The organism is Paraglaciecola arctica BSs20135 (assembly GCF_000314995.1).
Classification (GTDB): Bacteria; Pseudomonadota; Gammaproteobacteria; order Enterobacterales; family Alteromonadaceae; genus Paraglaciecola; species Paraglaciecola arctica.
Genome location: NZ_BAEO01000056.1, coordinates 1 through 17,586, shown reverse-complemented (window position 1 = coordinate 17,586; position 17,586 = coordinate 1). Strand labels below are relative to the sequence as shown.

16 protein-coding genes are annotated in these 17,586 nt (G+C 37.5%); all 16 read left to right on the top strand.

The features are described from left to right. Position 1 precedes the first annotated feature (1 nt). Positions 2-1,318, top strand: a complete 1,317-nt coding sequence (locus GARC_RS18685) for an AMP-binding protein (RefSeq protein ID WP_007623145.1) — start codon at positions 2-4, stop codon at positions 1,316-1,318. Further along, positions 1,311-2,036, top strand: coding sequence for an SDR family NAD(P)-dependent oxidoreductase (locus GARC_RS18680; protein ID WP_007623143.1), 726 nt, complete (start codon positions 1,311-1,313; stop codon positions 2,034-2,036). Before GARC_RS18685 ends, GARC_RS18680 begins: the two co-directional genes overlap by 8 nt. Before the next feature lie 128 nt (positions 2,037-2,164). Beyond that, complete coding sequence (locus GARC_RS18675) at positions 2,165-3,064, top strand: LicD family protein (RefSeq protein WP_007623141.1); 900 nt, start codon at positions 2,165-2,167, stop codon at positions 3,062-3,064. An 84-nt stretch (positions 3,065-3,148) separates the two neighbouring features. After that, positions 3,149-4,228 (top strand): LicD family protein, encoded by a 1,080-nt coding sequence (locus tag GARC_RS18670; protein ID WP_007623138.1) that lies wholly within the window; start codon positions 3,149-3,151, stop codon positions 4,226-4,228. Between the two features lie 86 nt (positions 4,229-4,314). Then, complete coding sequence (locus tag GARC_RS18665; protein WP_007623136.1) at positions 4,315-6,027, top strand: capsular polysaccharide export protein, LipB/KpsS family; 1,713 nt, start codon at positions 4,315-4,317, stop codon at positions 6,025-6,027. Between the two features lie 319 nt (positions 6,028-6,346). Then, positions 6,347-7,573, top strand: a complete 1,227-nt coding sequence (locus tag GARC_RS18660) for a glycosyltransferase family 2 protein (protein WP_007623134.1) — start codon at positions 6,347-6,349, stop codon at positions 7,571-7,573. A gap of 242 nt (positions 7,574-7,815) precedes the next feature. Then, the gene (locus GARC_RS18655) at positions 7,816-8,679 is read left to right on the top strand and encodes a glycosyltransferase family 2 protein (protein ID WP_007623133.1); all 864 of its coding nucleotides are present in this window, start codon (positions 7,816-7,818) and stop codon (positions 8,677-8,679) included. Positions 8,680-8,692: 13 nt separating this feature from the next. Next, complete coding sequence (gene rfbF / locus GARC_RS18650) at positions 8,693-9,460, top strand: glucose-1-phosphate cytidylyltransferase (RefSeq protein WP_007623132.1); 768 nt, start codon at positions 8,693-8,695, stop codon at positions 9,458-9,460. Beyond that, complete coding sequence (gene rfbG, locus GARC_RS18645; protein WP_007623131.1) at positions 9,460-10,518, top strand: CDP-glucose 4,6-dehydratase; 1,059 nt, start codon at positions 9,460-9,462, stop codon at positions 10,516-10,518. The genes rfbF and rfbG overlap by 1 nt, the downstream gene beginning before the upstream one ends. Beyond that, positions 10,515-11,078, top strand: coding sequence for a dTDP-4-dehydrorhamnose 3,5-epimerase family protein (locus tag GARC_RS18640; RefSeq protein WP_007623130.1), 564 nt, complete (start codon positions 10,515-10,517; stop codon positions 11,076-11,078). The genes rfbG and GARC_RS18640 overlap by 4 nt, the downstream gene beginning before the upstream one ends. Next, positions 11,075-12,301, top strand: coding sequence for a class I SAM-dependent methyltransferase (locus tag GARC_RS18635; protein WP_007623129.1), 1,227 nt, complete (start codon positions 11,075-11,077; stop codon positions 12,299-12,301). The genes GARC_RS18640 and GARC_RS18635 overlap by 4 nt, the downstream gene beginning before the upstream one ends. A 38-nt stretch (positions 12,302-12,339) precedes the next feature. Further along, positions 12,340-13,446 (top strand): DegT/DnrJ/EryC1/StrS family aminotransferase, encoded by a 1,107-nt coding sequence (locus tag GARC_RS18630; protein WP_007623128.1) that lies wholly within the window; start codon positions 12,340-12,342, stop codon positions 13,444-13,446. Further along, positions 13,443-14,180, top strand: coding sequence for a formyltransferase family protein (locus GARC_RS26055; protein ID WP_007623127.1), 738 nt, complete (start codon positions 13,443-13,445; stop codon positions 14,178-14,180). The genes GARC_RS18630 and GARC_RS26055 overlap by 4 nt, the downstream gene beginning before the upstream one ends. Next, positions 14,177-14,950, top strand: coding sequence for a cephalosporin hydroxylase family protein (locus GARC_RS18620; RefSeq protein WP_007623126.1), 774 nt, complete (start codon positions 14,177-14,179; stop codon positions 14,948-14,950). Before GARC_RS26055 ends, GARC_RS18620 begins: the two co-directional genes overlap by 4 nt. Positions 14,951-14,986: 36 nt before the next feature. Then, on the top strand, positions 14,987-16,885 hold the full coding sequence (locus GARC_RS18615) for a nucleoside-diphosphate sugar epimerase/dehydratase (RefSeq protein WP_007623125.1): 1,899 nt from the start codon (positions 14,987-14,989) through the stop codon (positions 16,883-16,885). Positions 16,886-16,979: 94 nt separating this feature from the next. Next, the coding region (locus GARC_RS18610; RefSeq protein ID WP_039990071.1) for a hypothetical protein at positions 16,980-17,586 on the top strand (607 nt) is incomplete at its 3' end.

Below are 17,586 nucleotides of genomic sequence, written 5' to 3'. Positions count from 1 at the left end.
TATGCAAAGCCTGCTTCAGCAATTAAAAAATCTACCCAAAACTGGGGTGATAACCTACGAAGGTGAAAGTTGTGCTGTATCTGAACTGATCCAAAAAGCTGCTGAAATAAAACACCAGAACCCACAGCTTTATCAAGGTGATATTGCACTTGGTTATACACATTTAGCTGAATTTGTTACTGCGTTGATTGCGTTTGATGGCTGGTGTTCAGCGATTTATTTATGCCCTCCTAATGTTGCTATTCCTCAGGGAGAACTCATTAAATGGCCGCTAAGCGGCGATGCAGCTATGGATGATGCCACCAAAAAGCAGCCGGTTTTTAGTTCTTCTGAAGTTGTGCAAACTAAGTGGTATATGGCTACATCAGGCACTACTGGGGAGCCAAAATGGTATTCACACTCTTTTGAGTCTTTAACGGCTAGCAGTAAATACAGTGAACAACTTCAGAGTATGTGTTGGGCATTGTTGTATCAACCCTTTAGATTTGCTGGGTTACAAGTAGTATTACAAGCATTATTGAGTGGTGCGAATTTAGTGGATGCCGCTGAAAATGAACCCCTTGTACAAATTGCATTATTAAAACAAAACAAAACAACGGCAATTTCTGCGACACCAAGTTTGTGGCGACAACTATTAATGACAGGGCAGTTGGGTGATTTAAAGCTTCAATATATTACCTTAGGGGGTGAAATTGCCGATCAAAGTGTTTTAGATAATTTAAGCCGTTTGTTTCCCAAGGCAAAATTACGGCATATTTACGCTTCGACAGAAACTGGAGTCGGCCTTGTGGTCAGTGATGGCTTGGCTGGATTCCCGCTTACTTGGCTTGAAAGCCTAGCCCTGCCGGTTGCTTTGAAAGTCTCAGATACACAACATTTAATGGTTAAACCTAATTTTAAGGTTTGCCAAACATTAAGTGCGCAAACCGATCCCCAAGGCTTTGTGGATACGCTAGATATAGTTGAAATCAAAGAACATAGAGTGCTGTTTATTGGACGCGCTACAGGTACCATTAATGTTGGTGGCAATAAAGTGTATCCAGAGAAAGTTGAACAAGTACTGATGCAAAGCGCTAATGTTAGCCAAGCAAAAGTGTACCCAAAAAAAAGTGCTTTAATGGGGGAGTTAGTGGTAGCTGATATAACAGTGCTAAACGCAGACGACCCGCAACAGCTTAAAACGCAAATTTTGATCAATTGCAAAAACCAATTGCAACGCTTTGAAATACCTACCAAAATCAACATAGTAAATAACATAGCCCATGATCCGAGCGGCAAGTTAAATAGAAAGTTAAACAGGAAGCAACAGCATGACTGATTACGTCATAGTAACAGGTGCCAGCAAAGGTTTAGGATTAGCCATTTGCCAACAAGCGGCAAAACAGGGTTACGGTGTGATTGCCATTGCGAGGCAACTTTCTGAAGCTTTTAAAGCATTACAACAAGACTATCCTGATCTAGTTCATTTTCACCCTGCGGATCTAGCCGACGTAGACAATTTATCTCAGCTATGCAAACAACTGATTAAACAATATGGCCGACCTTATGCCTTAGTGAATAACGCTGCCGCGGGACATGATGGTGTTTTGGCAACTATGCCTAATTCTGCCATTGAACACTTGATGCGTTTGAATATTCAAGCACCGATTTTACTCAGTAAATACTTAGTACGTTCGATGTTGTTGAATCGCAAAGGGCGGATCATCAATATATCGTCGATTATTGCCAAGACAGGTTTTAATGGCCTGAGTGTGTATGCGGCCAGTAAGGCCGCATTAGAAGGCTTTAGCCACTCTTTAGCCCGTGAAGTAGGCAAAGCAGGGATCACAGTTAATTGTGTCGCCCCTGGCTACATGCAAACCGATATGACCAGCAGTTTACAAGGTGATAAATTAGAAAGTGTAAAACGTCGTAGCCCTTTGGGTAAGTTAGCCACAGTGGACGATGCCGCGGCTATGGTGATTTATTTGCTCGGAGAACAAGCCTCGGCCATCACAGGCACTGTGATGACTGTGGATGCGGGTAGTACTGCTTAGGTGTTGCGAGTAGGAAGCGATTAAAGTCGCTACAGTACTAGCCGATAATAAACTATAGCCAAAGCTAGATCCCCATTATTTAATGAAGAGCTAAATATGCAGAAGCTTTCAAATGAGTATCAAAAATTGTGAGCGACCAAACAATAAAGGTTGTGATATTTGGCGCAAGTTTGTCAGGGCGCTCTGCACTTTCTGGTATATCCGAATTATATGATGTGCTCGCATTTGTTGATAACGACAGTAAGAAACACGGCTCTAGTATTCAAAATATCCCCGTCATTGCAGCGTCAGACATAGCTACACTAAAACCTGATAAAATTTTGATTGCCAGTGAGTTTTTTGAACAGATACAACAACAGTTGAAACTGTTAGTTCCTGAAATAATAGTCGAAGTATTACCTGCAAGACTGATTAAACCAATACAGCTTAAAAATTCCCATAGACAAGGTCAAACCGCAGTAGACTTGCTGTTGATGTTGTCTGAGAACTTAAAACTGCACCATGTGCCTCATTATATTGATGCCGGCACTTTACTCGGCGTGTATAGAGACAATGCGCTTATTCCTTGGGATGATGATTTGGATTTTTCTGTTGATGCCAATCATTTAACCCAAACCATCAAGGTTGTAGAGCAGCTTTTACCCAAGATGTTTGAGATAACCGATGTAACTTGGACCTTACACCAATATATTAATCAACAAACCTATGGCGCTGTGCCAATAGGAGCCATTCGGGCACTTAAATTACTCCCTAATGACGACTCTGGGGACTTTCCTGGTATCGACTTTTTTGTAAAATATATTCACGGCGAACATATGGACTATTGCTTAGCTTCCCGCGGGTTTCGTATGCCTTCTCGTCATTTTAGCAAAACCCAAAGCCACACCTTTGCTGGTGGTGAAGTGTATTTACCCAATCATGTTGAAGCTTACTTAAATGGCCATTACGGCGATTGGCAAACACCTCAAAAAGAATGGTCACTCAGTGATGTTAAATCTGCCACGGTTTTTAAGGGGCAGACGTTATGAAAAATAAATTAATTGCCGCTACATCTAGTTTCAAGGTTAGTGTTGTACGTGCAGAGATAGTGAAGGTTATTGAGTAGTCATCATATGCAATACACCTTAAATAAAATTTATTCCGATTACGCTAATGTCCATCAAATATGTAGAGAAGTTTTAGATGTCTCTAATCAATCAGCAATTGAAGCCGTTCTGATTGGTGGTTCTTTATTAGGCATGGTCCGTGATGGTGATTTTTTACCTTGGGATAAAGATCTAGACTTTGCTGTTTTTGAAGCGGATTTCGAAGCGACTCTTGCACTCGAATCTAGCTATCGCGAAATTGGCTATGAATGCAGGGTTCACCACTTGGGAGTGAGAAGTCCAAAGGAATTAGACGCTGGATTAAATTTAATATTTCAAGTAACAAATTTAATGAAAGAGCGAGCTATAGAACACTGCTTAATTGGCGGTGCGCTATTAAATTTATACAGAGATAGAGCCCTTTTTGCTGAAACAGATACGCTAGGAATATTAATAAACCCTGAAGATGACGATCACTTAGATAATTTGCTAAAAAGCTTAAGAATATTAGGCGATGTATCCTTAAGTTACAGTAACAAACATATTAAAAGCATGATGTTGGTAATAGGCCAATGGCGAGTGAATTTTTTCTTGTATATCAACGAGGAAAAAGGCTTTGGCTGGCGTGATTTAAACTGTGAACATTGGTTTGACCAGCCCTTATTCCCCGCACAAAACTATGCTATTGGTGATTGTTGCTATTTCGGACCTGCTAATACAGAAGCCTTTTTACTAGCTCGCTTTGGCAGCAATTGGCAGGCTAAACCCTTAGCTAGATTTAGTGAAGGTAGAACGATAGGATCGATGCAACTCTATAAAAATGGAGTGATGTTTGATTTTATTATGCATTACGTTCGAGGCGATAAAACCTACTGGTTTGAACCTGCCGCAAATGTGATTAGTACTAAAGGATTTTTACCTTGCTCCTTAAAATCGACTACTGCTGGTGAAATGTTATTTCCAGATTATCCTGAAATATTTTTACAGGAACATTATGGAGATTGGAAGGTACCAGTTAAAACTTGGAATGGTGCGGTAGACAATCCGACTATAATTCCTGTTGATGATGCGATGCAAAAAATCCTTCAAATTGAAGTTACACAATGAATCAATGTTCGAAATTTTGCCAAGTTTATGTAAATCAGTTGTCGCATTTTGACTATGCATGTCAACTTGAGGTAGGTGTCTAGCTAATGCAACTTCAATTACCGCAGTCATCAAATAGCATTCCTAGTGTTCTTTTTCTGGATCAACCTTTTGCCGCAGGTATGGTGCACTTGTGGCTGCGAGAATATTTTTTTGAAAAAGGTTTCACTATTCTTGGAGGGGAACTTCCTCCTTGGAAGGAAAACCTATTGTTATCAAAGTACAGCGATATTGCTGAAGATTATCTCAATGAGTTAGATTGGGATGAAATGATTAGGCATACCGTCGCTCGTTTGAATGGCCAGTATGGGTATTACATAGAAACTAAAGAAGAAAAGGCAAAGTTAATAAGTTGTTTTAAAGATTATGCTAAAAAGCTGGAACAGCAATTTTCTACTCACAATGTTAAAGCTGTGGTCATTTTTGGTAATTATCGAATTGAAACTAAGTTAGGTGCCTATTTTAGTCACAAATATCAAGTTCAGTTAATTTGTATTGAAAGCTTCTTTTTACAAAATTATTTTTATCTCGAACCTAACAGTACTCAAATTGCTAATCATCATGCTTTTGTTCACAAGTGGCCCTTTATTCGCAATCTTAGAGTGCCACAAGAGCAATTTGATATGCTAGATAGTTTAATGCGTGAACGAGAAAGTCATGGATTATTAAATGGTTATATTTCTATGCCGGTGGCCAGTGAAAATTTATCCAGCAAATTGCAGAAAATTAAAAAGTGTAAAGGAAAGGTAGGATTAGTTCTTGGACAAGTGTCTTATGATGCTGTGATTGTAAATGACCTTCTCGCATTTTCAGAACAGATTTTATTTTTACGTTTTGTCATTGAACAGTTTCTTATGCAATCTACTAGCGATGATTTAATTGTTTGCAGATTACACCCTTTGGAAGCAAAGCAGGGTAACGGTACAGCCAAAGAATTGCAGAAACTCTTTGGTGATAACCCTCAAGTACTGTTGCTCAGTGGAGACGATTGCAACACTTATCAAATCATGTCTTTTGCTGACTTTGGTGTTGTAGCGAATAGTCAAAGTGGGCTTGAAATGATTTACCGTGATAAGCCTGTTTTAGTTTGTGGCAATCCTTATTATGCGGTCGAACAATTTTGTTTACAGGCGACGGACAAAGAAACCATTCAAGTTCAGCTAAGCAAATTACTGAGTGGTTGGTGTCCCAGTGAAGAAAAACTAGTGGTGGCTAAACAATATCTATGTGGTTTGATTTTTAATCATCTATGTCGACGAAATAAAGCTGATGTTTACCAGAAACTAGATAACGTTCCCGGTTTTAGTGCCTTGCAAAACCAGAATACGGCCAAAATAGTCAAGAAAAATATACAAAATAAATTGACTATTATGCCCAATGCACAAGTTGGGCGAGTTGAATTGCTTATCCCTGATGACATACTTCAAAGCAAGTCGTTACTAGTCGTTGGAGTGGGGACTTTTGCACAATATTTAGTGTCATCAACTGCACTCGACATCACATTTTGTTCTGATCTGCCTGCAGACTGTCAACTTTCAGTTCAACACCATCCGGTGCAGCTTTTAGAACAGCAATTAATTACCGAGCATCAAGTGATATTAATTTGTTGGCCAAAGGATAAATGTCTTAAGTTAATAGCAGAGATTGGAGGCCAGGATATGCACGATAAAACTTTTTATCACATTGAAAAATTACAACAAGAAAGCCTATGTGAGTTTAAGTTTTTCTTAATAGATGTTAACAGTTTAGAGATGCTGTAAGTTGCAATCTGTAAATAGGGCATATGTCTCAAGAACTATTTTCACTAGCCGATACTAAGAGATGTTTCAGTTTAGTAATGATTTAACGCACGGCAATTATAATTTACGAGTACATATTGACTAAGGTGTTGTTAAGTCGAAAAAAATGCAGTTTTTTAACCAACGATAAAGGTAATGTATCAAATATTTTTTCAAAACTTGTCTTTGGTTAGGTGGTATTTGGCCTGAGAAAAAGTCTATTTCTTTAAGTCTAAATCCCAAACGTTATTTGTAGCTTTTTTGGGGAAAGAGTCAGCAGGCAACGCAAGGAACAATAATTATGTTGAGTAATGCTAGAGTGCCAGTTTTTTCCATTATTATTCCGGTTTATAATCGAGAACAGGTCCTATTACGAGCATTAGATTCTGTTTTAAATCAAACATATCAAGATTTCGAAATTGTAATAATTGATGATGGGTCAGAATTCGCATCGTCAGCAAAGATAAGGAGTTTGGCTGATAAACTGAATGATAGTCGTATTAGTATTATACGACATGAAATCAATAGAAATGGTGCTGCGGCGAGAAATACGGGGATTAAAGCTGCAATCGGTGAGTTTATTTGTCTATTAGACTCCGACGATATTTGGGAGTCAACAAAGCTTGCTAAAGTAGCAGCACTAATTAATACCATTACGGACAAAAATGCTTTTGTTATTCATCACCAATATTGTAATTCAATCAACGAAAGGTGTTCACTGCCTTTGCCAGTGAGTTCGAAAAATAAAAATGAGTCAGTGGCACATTACTCTTTTGTTACTAATAATGTTGGAGGTATTCAATCAAGCACGATCTGCGTACCAAGAAGTTTAGCTCTTAATGTTTTGTTTGATGAAAGAATGCGAGGTCATCAGGATTGGGACTTTACTCTGAGATTAGGTGCGGTGACTGATGATTTTTATTTTATCCAAGAGCCACTTACCGTACGTTATCAAAACTCGCCGGACAGCGTTGTAAGGAGCCTCGATTGGCATTATTCACTTTGGTTTTACAAACATGTTTCACATTACTTTGATCATGAGTCTGCATTATATTTTTATCAGCGAGTAATACTACAGCGTGCATATATATCTTCTACTATCTACGGCATTATATTTAATCGCTTGTTTTTTCGAACCTTATTTTATACTCCATTTTCTAGTTTAAAAAGTTTAAGTTCTTTTATATATCTGAAAACTAAGTGGCGTATACGACTGAGAAATGTTCTGAAAGTTTGTAAAAAGCGGGAGGCGAAAAATATTATGATTTGGGGGGCGAATAACTATGCTAGGTCAATTATAAAAAGAGAGAGAATTGACCTAGTCATTACTAATATAATCGATTCAAATGCCACAAAAGACAATAATAGTTTTCTAGGTGTAAACATGAAAACAATCCAGTCAATGAACGATACAGAAATGAGGCAGACTGATGCCATTATTTTAGCTACTGATAAACACCGACCAGAGATGATGTCAGAACTTAAGCAGGCTTTTCCGCAAGCAATAGATAAAGTTATATTTTTCTAGGTGTTAAAGCTTAGGCGTAAGAAATTAACTCAAAGTCACCCTGTTAGACTTTCTAAAGTATTAATGTAGTTTTCCGATAACTATTCGACAGTAAAGAAAGTATTATTAGGTAATTTACGCGACCTTTCCGCAAGTTAAAGACCTTATTGGGGGGTCTTATAATATGCTAAGTGTTAAGTAGCAGGTTAGAACAAGTAAGGTGAATATCTGGTTGTTGTTAAACCTTCGATGAAAAGAAAAATATGAAAAATAAACTCGAGAAAAATTATAAATTATGTGTTGGTGTTCCTCTTTATAATGAAGCTGCATATATTGAAAAAACGTTAATGTCTTTAAAAATACAAGAATGTTCTTCAGATGTACTTTTTATTGTTTCTGACAATGCATCAACAGATGACTCTTGGGATATTTGTCGTCGAGTTATCGAAGATGATCCCAGGTTTTTATTATTGAAGCAGAATGAAAATGTTGGTGCATTTATAAATTTAAAATCACTGTTTGATATTAGTCAGTCGGAATACTTTATGTGGTTAGGTGGACACGACTGTATAAGCGATGGCTATTTAAATAAAGCTATCGATATTTTGGATTCAAAACCAGAAGTAGCAATGGCTTGTGGCATCCCTTGCAATTTCAAAGGGGATGAAGAACCTTCAATCTCACACTCTGCAATATATAACTTTAGCCCCAAAAAACTAGGTCGTTATATTCAGTCGGTTCGACAATTGTCAGATTGTACAATTATCCAATCTGTATTTAGAAGACAACATCTTGATGGATTTACATTCAAAGGAACGAAATCTTGCGACCATGTGATTATAAGTCGATTGTTATGGTTTGGTTCACTAAAATTGATGCAAGACCAATCTTATTTTCGTAGATTCTTTGAAGATAGAGATCCTTCATATAACGCTTATACAAAAAGAATCTCAGGAACAGATGAGTATTTGAGCAATTATGATTTTATTAACTATTATCTTGATGATTTTGCACTTTTATATGATGGTGATGAAAGAATGCAGCGTTATGTTGAGCATGAAATAATAGACATACTTCAACGTCGCTTTGGAGTTTTATCACTTATACCTAATGACGGTGTAATTTAGGGATCTTCAATTTATGAAAGCAGTTATTCTCGCAGGCGGTTTAGGAACACGAATTAGCGAAGAATCACATCTGAAGCCAAAGCCTATGATTGAAATTGGTGGTAAACCTATTCTGTGGCATATCATGAAAATATATTCACATCATGGAATTAATGATTTTGTGATTTGCCTTGGATACAAAGGCTATATTATCAAAGAGTACTTTGCTAACTACTTCTTACATATGTCTGACGTGACCTTTGACATGCGTACTAATCAGATGGAAGTGCATCAAGAACATGCAGAGCCTTGGCGTGTAACTTTAGTTGATACTGGCGAGCACAGTATGACAGGCGGGCGTTTGAAAAGAGTAAAAGACTATATTGGTGATGAAACATTTTGTTTTACTTATGGTGATGGTGTTGCTGATATCGATTTAGCTCAACTATTAGCGCATCATAAAAGCAATGGGAAGATAGCCACTGTTACCGCTATTCAGCCTCCCGGGCGTTATGGTGCTTTGAATATCAAGGACGGAATAGTGCAAACATTCAAAGAAAAACCTGCAGGTGACGGGTCTTGGATAAATGGAGGCTTTTTTGTACTTGAACCAACAATATTTGACTTGATTGAAAATGATAAAAGTAGTTTTGAAGGTGAGCCATTGCACCACCTCGCTGCACAAAGTCAATTGAGTTCTTATCAACACCATGGATTCTGGCAAGCGATGGATACTTTGCGCGATAAAAATCAGCTCGAAGATTTATGGCAATCTAAAAGCCCTCCTTGGAAATTATGGTAATGCCCTCATCTGCCAACTTTTTCCGTGGACGAAAAGTACTAATTACAGGGCACACCGGATTTAAAGGTAGTTGGTTGACTCTTTGGTTACATAGGCTAGGTGCAGAAGTTACTGGAATTAGTCTCTCACCTATTACCGAACCTAATTTGTTTTCTAGAGCAAATATCGAACTTTTATGCGAACACCACGTTTGTGATATTCGAGATTCAGCTGCGCTGACTTTTTTAGTACAAAAAGCAAAGCCTGAAATTATTTTTCATCTTGCCGCTCAGCCACTTGTGCGTGCTAGCTATCTGCAACCATTAGATACTTTTTCAACCAATATAATGGGGGCGGCTAATCTACTGCAAGCTCTACGAGAAGTGGATACTGTTAAGTCGGTAGTTATGGTTACAACAGATAAGGTTTATCACAATAACGAGTGTTTACATCCTTACAATGAAGATGCTCGTCTAGGGGGGCATGACCCATACAGTGCTAGTAAAGCGGCAAGTGAATTAGTCATTGCCAGTTATAGACAAGCCTTTTTAGCTGAACGGGGCGTTGCCTTAGCCACGGCTCGCGCAGGAAATGTTATTGGTGGTGGGGATTGGTCGGAAGATCGACTTATTCCCGATGCAGTGCGTGCTTGGCAAAATAAAAAGCCCTTAGAAATACGACTCCCTGAGGCAATTCGCCCATGGCAACATGTATTAGAGCCGTTATTCGGTTATATGCAATTAGCGAAAAAGTTGTATTTACAACCTGAGTTGGCTGGTGCATATAATTTTGGTCCTAATGCTAATGAAGCTGTGACTGTACGTGAAGTTATTGACATCGCACGCAATGTTTATGGTACTGGTGAAGTTAATTATCATCAGGAGAATAAAGGCTTACATGAAGCGGGGGTGCTGATGTTAGATACAAGCAAGATTACTAATCTGTTGCAAAATCAGCCGGTTTGGCCATTAAACCAAACAATACAAAGAACCTTTGATTGGTATCGAGCCGAAAATCAAGGGAAAACTGCATTCGATTTATGCACCACTGATATCGAAGCTTATGAGGCTTTGTTGTGAGTCGTTTTAATATCACTGATTTACCACTAGAGGGGGTAAAAAAAGTTGAACGTCAACTACTTGGTGATGAGCGTGGTTTTTTATCTCGGATATTTTGCGCCTCTGAATTAGCAACATGCGGTTGGCATGGACCTGTTGCTCAAATCAATCATACCTTTACAGCTAAAAAAGGCACAGTGCGAGGATTACATTTTCAACATGCTCCTTTTAGCGAAATGAAGTTGGTGAGTTGTTTAAAAGGTCATATATGGGATGTCGTAGTCGACTTAAGGGCCGATTCGCCTACTTTTTTACAATGGTATGGGGAAACGTTAAGCAGTGAAGATGGGAGCGGTCTGTTGATCCCTGAAGGTTTTGCCCATGGTTTTCAAACATTGTGTGATGACGTTGAATTACTTTATTGCCATTCTGCGGCTTATGAGCCAAATGCTGAAGCTGGAATTAACATCTTTGAACCTCGATTAGCCATTAATTGGCCATTGCCTGTTAGTGAGTGTTCTGCACGAGATCAAGCATTTCCCCCTTTAGATGTAGAATATTCAGGAGTTGCACGTAAATGAAATGCAGACACTGCCATACAAAGTTAATCCACAATTTTATAGACTTAGGTTTTGCACCGCCATCAAATGCCTACTTAACTGTTGAGCAACTTAAACAACCAGAGCTTTATTTTCCTCTCAAGGTGAAAGTGTGCGATCAATGTTGGTTAGTTCAAACCGAAGACTATGCGCAAGCTGATGAATTATTTAATGCCGATTATGCTTATTTTTCAAGCACCTCAAGTGGTTGGTTAACTCATGCTGCTAATTATTCAAAGGCTATTATAAAGCGTCTTAAACTGGATAGGCACAGTCATGTGATAGAAATTGCCTCAAACGACGGATATTTACTGAAAAATTTTGTAGAAGCTGACATTCCTTGTTTAGGTATTGAACCAACAGCAAGTACTGCCAGTGCTGCTGAACAAATAGGCATCCCTGTATTACGTGAATTTTTTAGCGAAACCTTAGGTAAACAATTTGCGGAAATGGAAAAACAGGCTGATTTAATTATTGGCAACAATGTTTTTGCGCATGTACCTGACATAAATGATTTTACCAGAGGACTGAAAGCGGCTTTAAAAATTGACGGAACTATTACATTAGAATTTCCACATCTAATGCAATTGATTGAACAGGTTCAGTTTGACACTATTTACCATGAACATTTTTCTTATTTGTCTTTGTATACCGTATCACACATCTTTGCAGCTGCGGGGTTACGAATATGGGATGTTGAAATATTGCCAACTCATGGGGGAAGTTTACGGGTTTTTGGTTGTCATTCAGACGATAAGCGTGCAAATTCCGAAGCCGTCAATGATATGTTAGATATAGAAATGCAGAATGAATTACAAACTTTAACTCCTTATCAACAATTTCAGAAACGAGCAGATAAAGTTAAGAATGATTTGCTAACTTTTTTACTTGAGCAAAAACGCAGGGGAAAAACTGTCGTAGCTTATGGTGCTGCAGCTAAAGGCAATACGCTACTTAATTTTGCTGGAGTTAAACCAGATTTACTGCCATTCGTTTGTGATGCAGCAACCGCAAAACAAGGCAAGTATATGCCAGGAAGCCATATTCCAATTTTGCACCCAGACTCTTTATCTAAGTTTATTCCTGATTATTTGTTAATTCTTCCTTGGAATATTGCTACAGAGATTAAACAGCAAAATGACAAACTCTCTAAACTAGGTACAAAATTTGTAACGGCAGTTCCTCAAGTAGCCATTTATGATTGATCAAACTAACTACTTTGTAAAAATAAGCAATAAAACCAATGACTAATCGAATTCACTACACTAAACCGTCGATCACTGAACTAGAAGTTCGTTATGCCACAGATGCTGCTCAAAATGGGTGGGGCGAAAAGTGTTATGAATATATTGAACGTTTTGAGCAAGTATTTAAGGCGCATCTAGGTGTTAAATACGCTATTGCTACTTCTAGCTGCACCGGCGCGCTCCATATGGGTATGGCCGCCTTAGGCATAGGTGAAGGCGATGAAGTAATTTTGGCCGATACTAATTGGATAGCCACCGCCTCTCCAATAATCCATCTTGGTGCACAACCTGTTTTTGTGGATATTCTAGCCGACAGTTGGTGTTTAGATCCTGATTTAGTTGAAAAAGCTATAACTCCTCGGACCAAAGCGATTGTTGCTGTGCATATTTATGGCAACTTGTGTGAAATGAATGAGCTATTAGCCATAGGTGAAAAGTATAGCATTCCGGTGATTGAAGACGCTGCTGAAGCGATAGGCTCCGTCTACCACGGTAAGCGAGCAGGCTCAATGGGCAAGTTTGGTGCTTTTTCATTTCATGGCACTAAAACCATTACGACTGGTGAAGGTGGAATATTTGTCACCAATGACGCTGAATTGTATGAACACGTGCTTACACTGAGCAATCATGGTCGCGCCCGTGGGCAAACGAAGCAGTTTTGGCCTGATTTAATTGGTTTCAAATATAAGATGTCGAATATTCAAGCTGCTATGGGTTGCGCGCAGATGGAACGTATTGAAGAATTGACAGACCGAAAGCGAGAAATTTTTACATATTATCGAGATCATCTATCATCATTTCCCAGTTTAACCATGAACCCTGAGCCAGACGGAGTTGTCAATGGAGTATGGATGCCTACAGTGGTTTTTACAGAAGAATCAGAGGTAACTAGTGAACGGCTACAGTTCGCCTTTGCCGAAGAAAATATTGATGCTAGAGTGTTTTTCTATCCACTTTCAAGCTTGCCTATGTTTGACCGACCTCATCATAATTCCATCTCATGGAAAATAAACTCTAGAGCAATAAATCTCCCGAGTTATTTTGATATGACCATTACAGATCAAAATAGAGTGATTCAGGTCATACAAAGGGTTATATCATGAACGTTGTGATTTTTGCTGATGGGGACGTGGGGGAAAAAATAGTATCCTATTTGATAAGTAACTATATTGATGATCTTATTATGGTCATCACCGCATCTGAAAATAATATATCAGTTCTTGCCAAAGAAAATGAAATAGAAACGCATGTTTTCTATAAAGAGGATAAGAACTTCTATGAAAGATTACCTTGTGATATTGATCTAGGGATTCTAGCTTGGTGGCCACACATCATAACAAAAAAGTTAATTAAATCAGCAAAACAGGGTTTTATTAATACCCACCCTAGTTATTTACCATTTAATCGAGGTAAAAATTATAATTTCTGGGCGTTAGTCGAGCAAGTACCATTCGGAGTAAGTATACATTTTGTTGACTTATCAATTGATTCTGGTGCGATTCTTCTGCAGAAAAAGATCCCTTACGATTGGACAGATAATGGTGAAAGCTTATATAAGAAAGCTAGTTCATCGATGGTTGATTTGTTTCAACTTGCATATATAAAATTAAAAAGTGGTCACACAGCGTGTAAACCACAGGATATTAGCATGGGTAGTTTTCACCAATCATCTGAACTCGAGCAAGCGAGTCAAATTAACCTAGAGAAACAATATAGAGCTCGTGATTTATTAAATCTTTTACGAGCCAGAACATTTAGTGGCCATCCATCTTGCTGGTTTGTTGATGATGGTAGTAAGTATGAAGTAACTATTAAAATTAAAAAGGTTGCAAAGTGAATAATAATTTTTTTAAAGAATGTTCTTCTGAAATAGAGGGCATGGCGAAAAGTGATGGCCTTTTAAAGCAGACCAATATGTGGTTTACGTTGGCAAATGAATTTAAATACTCTTATCACTTTACTTGGCAAAGTCGGCCTATAATTCAGTACCCACAAGATATTGTCGCCATGCAAGAAATAATTTGGGAAGTAAAGCCTGATCTTATAATTGAAACAGGCATTGCTCATGGCGGCTCTCTAATTTTTAGTGCTTCTATGTTAGCTCAACTCGATATGTGCGAAGCGATCGAGTCAGGCAAAATGCTGGATCCTAAAAAATCAAAGCGCAAAGTGTTAGGTATAGACATTGATATCCGCGCACATAACCGAGAAGCCATTGAAGCGCACCCCATGTCTTCGCGGATTGAAATGATACAAGGTTCTAGCATCGACCCTGATATTATTGCTCAAACTAAAGCTTTCGCTGCGAATTATTCGCGGGTTTTGATTTGTCTTGATTCTAATCATACTCATGATCATGTTATCGCTGAGCTAAATGCTTACGCGTCCTTAACAAGTGTTGGTAGCTACTGTGTGGTTTTCGATACCATCATTGAAGATATGCCTGAAAATATGTTTCCAGACCGTCCATGGGGACGTGGAAATAATCCTAAAACAGCTGTTTGGGAGTATCTTAAATCACACTCTGAATTTGAGATTGATAAGAGTATCCAAAATAAATTACTGATTACCGTTGCCCCTGATGGATTTTTGAAAAGAATCAAATAAGAAAGTTGTTTTGGTATTTGTCAAAGGGATGAATCGTTGATTTCAGGTATTGGTTTACAAAAAAAATATTGGAAAAAACTGGATTCTAATATTTATAAAATAGGTGTTATTGTTGAGTATTCAGCAATTGCTAATCAATTAATTCAATACATTGAAGATTTAAATGAGTATTCATCAGTAGATAGTATAGGAATTATTGTTGATGATGAAAATAATATTCATAGACAATGGTTTGAAAAGCATTATCCGGAAGTGCCCTTTTTATTTTGCCGTCGAGATGAGTGTAAAGAAATAGATTTATTGGATGTCATAGTTATCCCTGAGTCTAATAAATCGATTTATGAGTATATACCATCAAAAATAACTAGAATCGGTTTACCACATGGCACTGATGTTCCCATAGAATCTACACTTTGTGTCTATGGGGGAGGCTTCTATTTTGACTATGTATTAGGCGCAAGGAAACAGCCTAAATTAACAACACAGAAATACATCAACAGTTTTCCAGCAGTGATGCGCTTGCATCAACAGCCTTTCGTTTCGGAATTGCCTTTTGGTTTCCCAAAGCTCGACAAGTTTTTTAATGCAGTATCAAAACTGACAGGCCCTAAAAAAGCTATTATTTATCATCTTTCTTTATTAAGCGTTGAAGAATATTGGGTAGTGGATGTTATTTTTGAAACATTAAAAACATTGCTGGATGAATTTCCTGATAAAACGATCATTTTCCGAGTCCATCATTTTAATAATAAGCATCCTAAGGTCATAGAATGTCTTAACTTGGGCAGAGGATATTCAAATTTTTATTACAGCGATGCAGATTCATATATTGATGATTACGCAAGGGGGGCCGTTATGGTCACTCATAGGGAGTACTATAATCATCTTTTTGACCTTGCTACGGGTTGTCCAACGATAGTTTATAAATTGGATCCCAGTTATTCATTGCAGTATGGGCATGATGGACGTTACTTTACTACAGATAAAATTCATTTTATTGATGTATTAAATCAAGCACTTAATAGTCGTTTTGATACTTCAGAGGAGTGCCGGAAAAAAAGATGTTTAGCTGCGGGTATATACAACCCTGGCGCTTCTTTTGATTACCTCGTCGACAATATTGAACATATTGTTAGTGGTCAAGTGTTACCAGAATGGACTACCTATTTTCTAAACGAAGGAACTTCAAAAGATGTTGATTTTAAGTTACGTCAATTAATCGTTTCAAACCGACCGTTTGGGCCTTTTGCTATGGCTTTTGGAGTGATGGCAAATCATTCTGCGTTATCACTTTTATTATTAGCAGAAAACTATATTAGAAACAGTAATGTAAGGGAGTATTACTATCCTTTAGGCTTTACTGCTTTTTATAAGCTAGTTCATCATGAAGACTTTGACTTGCTTTCAGTAGAAAGTAAGGTTTGGTGGAAAATAAGGGGGGAAGTGGCGTTTGAGTTCTGTTGCGATGCCATTGACAATGGTGAAATTAGCGTCACACATGAATTAATGTGGTTACGGGACCATTATCAGGTTTCGATAGAAAGTGTGGAAGAGATTAATGATGTTGTGCGCAATGATTTGAAAATCATTAATTTTTATGATGGTTCGAATGTTCAATGTGGTGATATTCTTTTTTACGGTGCGGGCGCTTTTACAGAGTCTATTATCTTGTCCAATCAATGTAATAGAAACTTCAATCCTATTGCAATTTTTGATGGTGATGAATTAAAGCAAAATAGTTTATTTATGGGTATCCCAGTCTTTCACCCTGATAAAATAGAATACTTTTCACAAGATATCATCATTGGTTCACAAGGTTCTGTGACTGAAATTGTAAATTCTTTAATTATCAATAAAAATGTCAAAAATAAATTGTTTGGGTTTGTGAATGATCCAATTAATAATTTTTTGTTAAATTTATTAGCTAAAAATTAGTTATTCGCCAATGTGGTAGCTGTCGCTTCTTTTAAGTCAGTAATTGATATCCCATTTAATTCTTACATTAAAAAATATATAAAAGGTACTTGTTATGAACTCGAAAGGAAATAATCAACTATCGCCAAAACAGATATTTACCTACCTTGAGTTTGGTTCTATCGATTCTCATAAAGGCAATAAGGAAGTATACGATTTTCGGGTCAATGAAAAAGCTTATGATTGGCTCATGCACGCTCGGTATTCTAATGACATCTTTGCATATAAACAGATGACTGATGCGTTAAAGGCTGGAAATATTGACGACATAATTTACTTATTTAAAAGTGAGATCCATCATGAAAATGATTTTATTTTCAACCTAAATAAAAAAATTGCGTTGGATATTTCCGGTGGCTCTTTTCTTGAGTTGGGACAAACACTTTTTGGTTGTATAGATACCATTGAGTTTATAAATAGGCTTGAAAAATTCTTATTACCACACCTTGGAAAAGCGAATAGTTTAGAAAACGTTAATTGGTTTGGTTTAGATATATCTCCATTCTTTAACTTTATGGCAAAAAAAATGCATAAAGAATATAAAGTTAATACAGGCACAGTATTGACTGATTTATCAGAAAATTATGATGTGTTTTTTGCAAAAGGAATTACGTTGTTATACGCAATTAATTCTGCAAACGAACTATTTAACTTTGTATCAA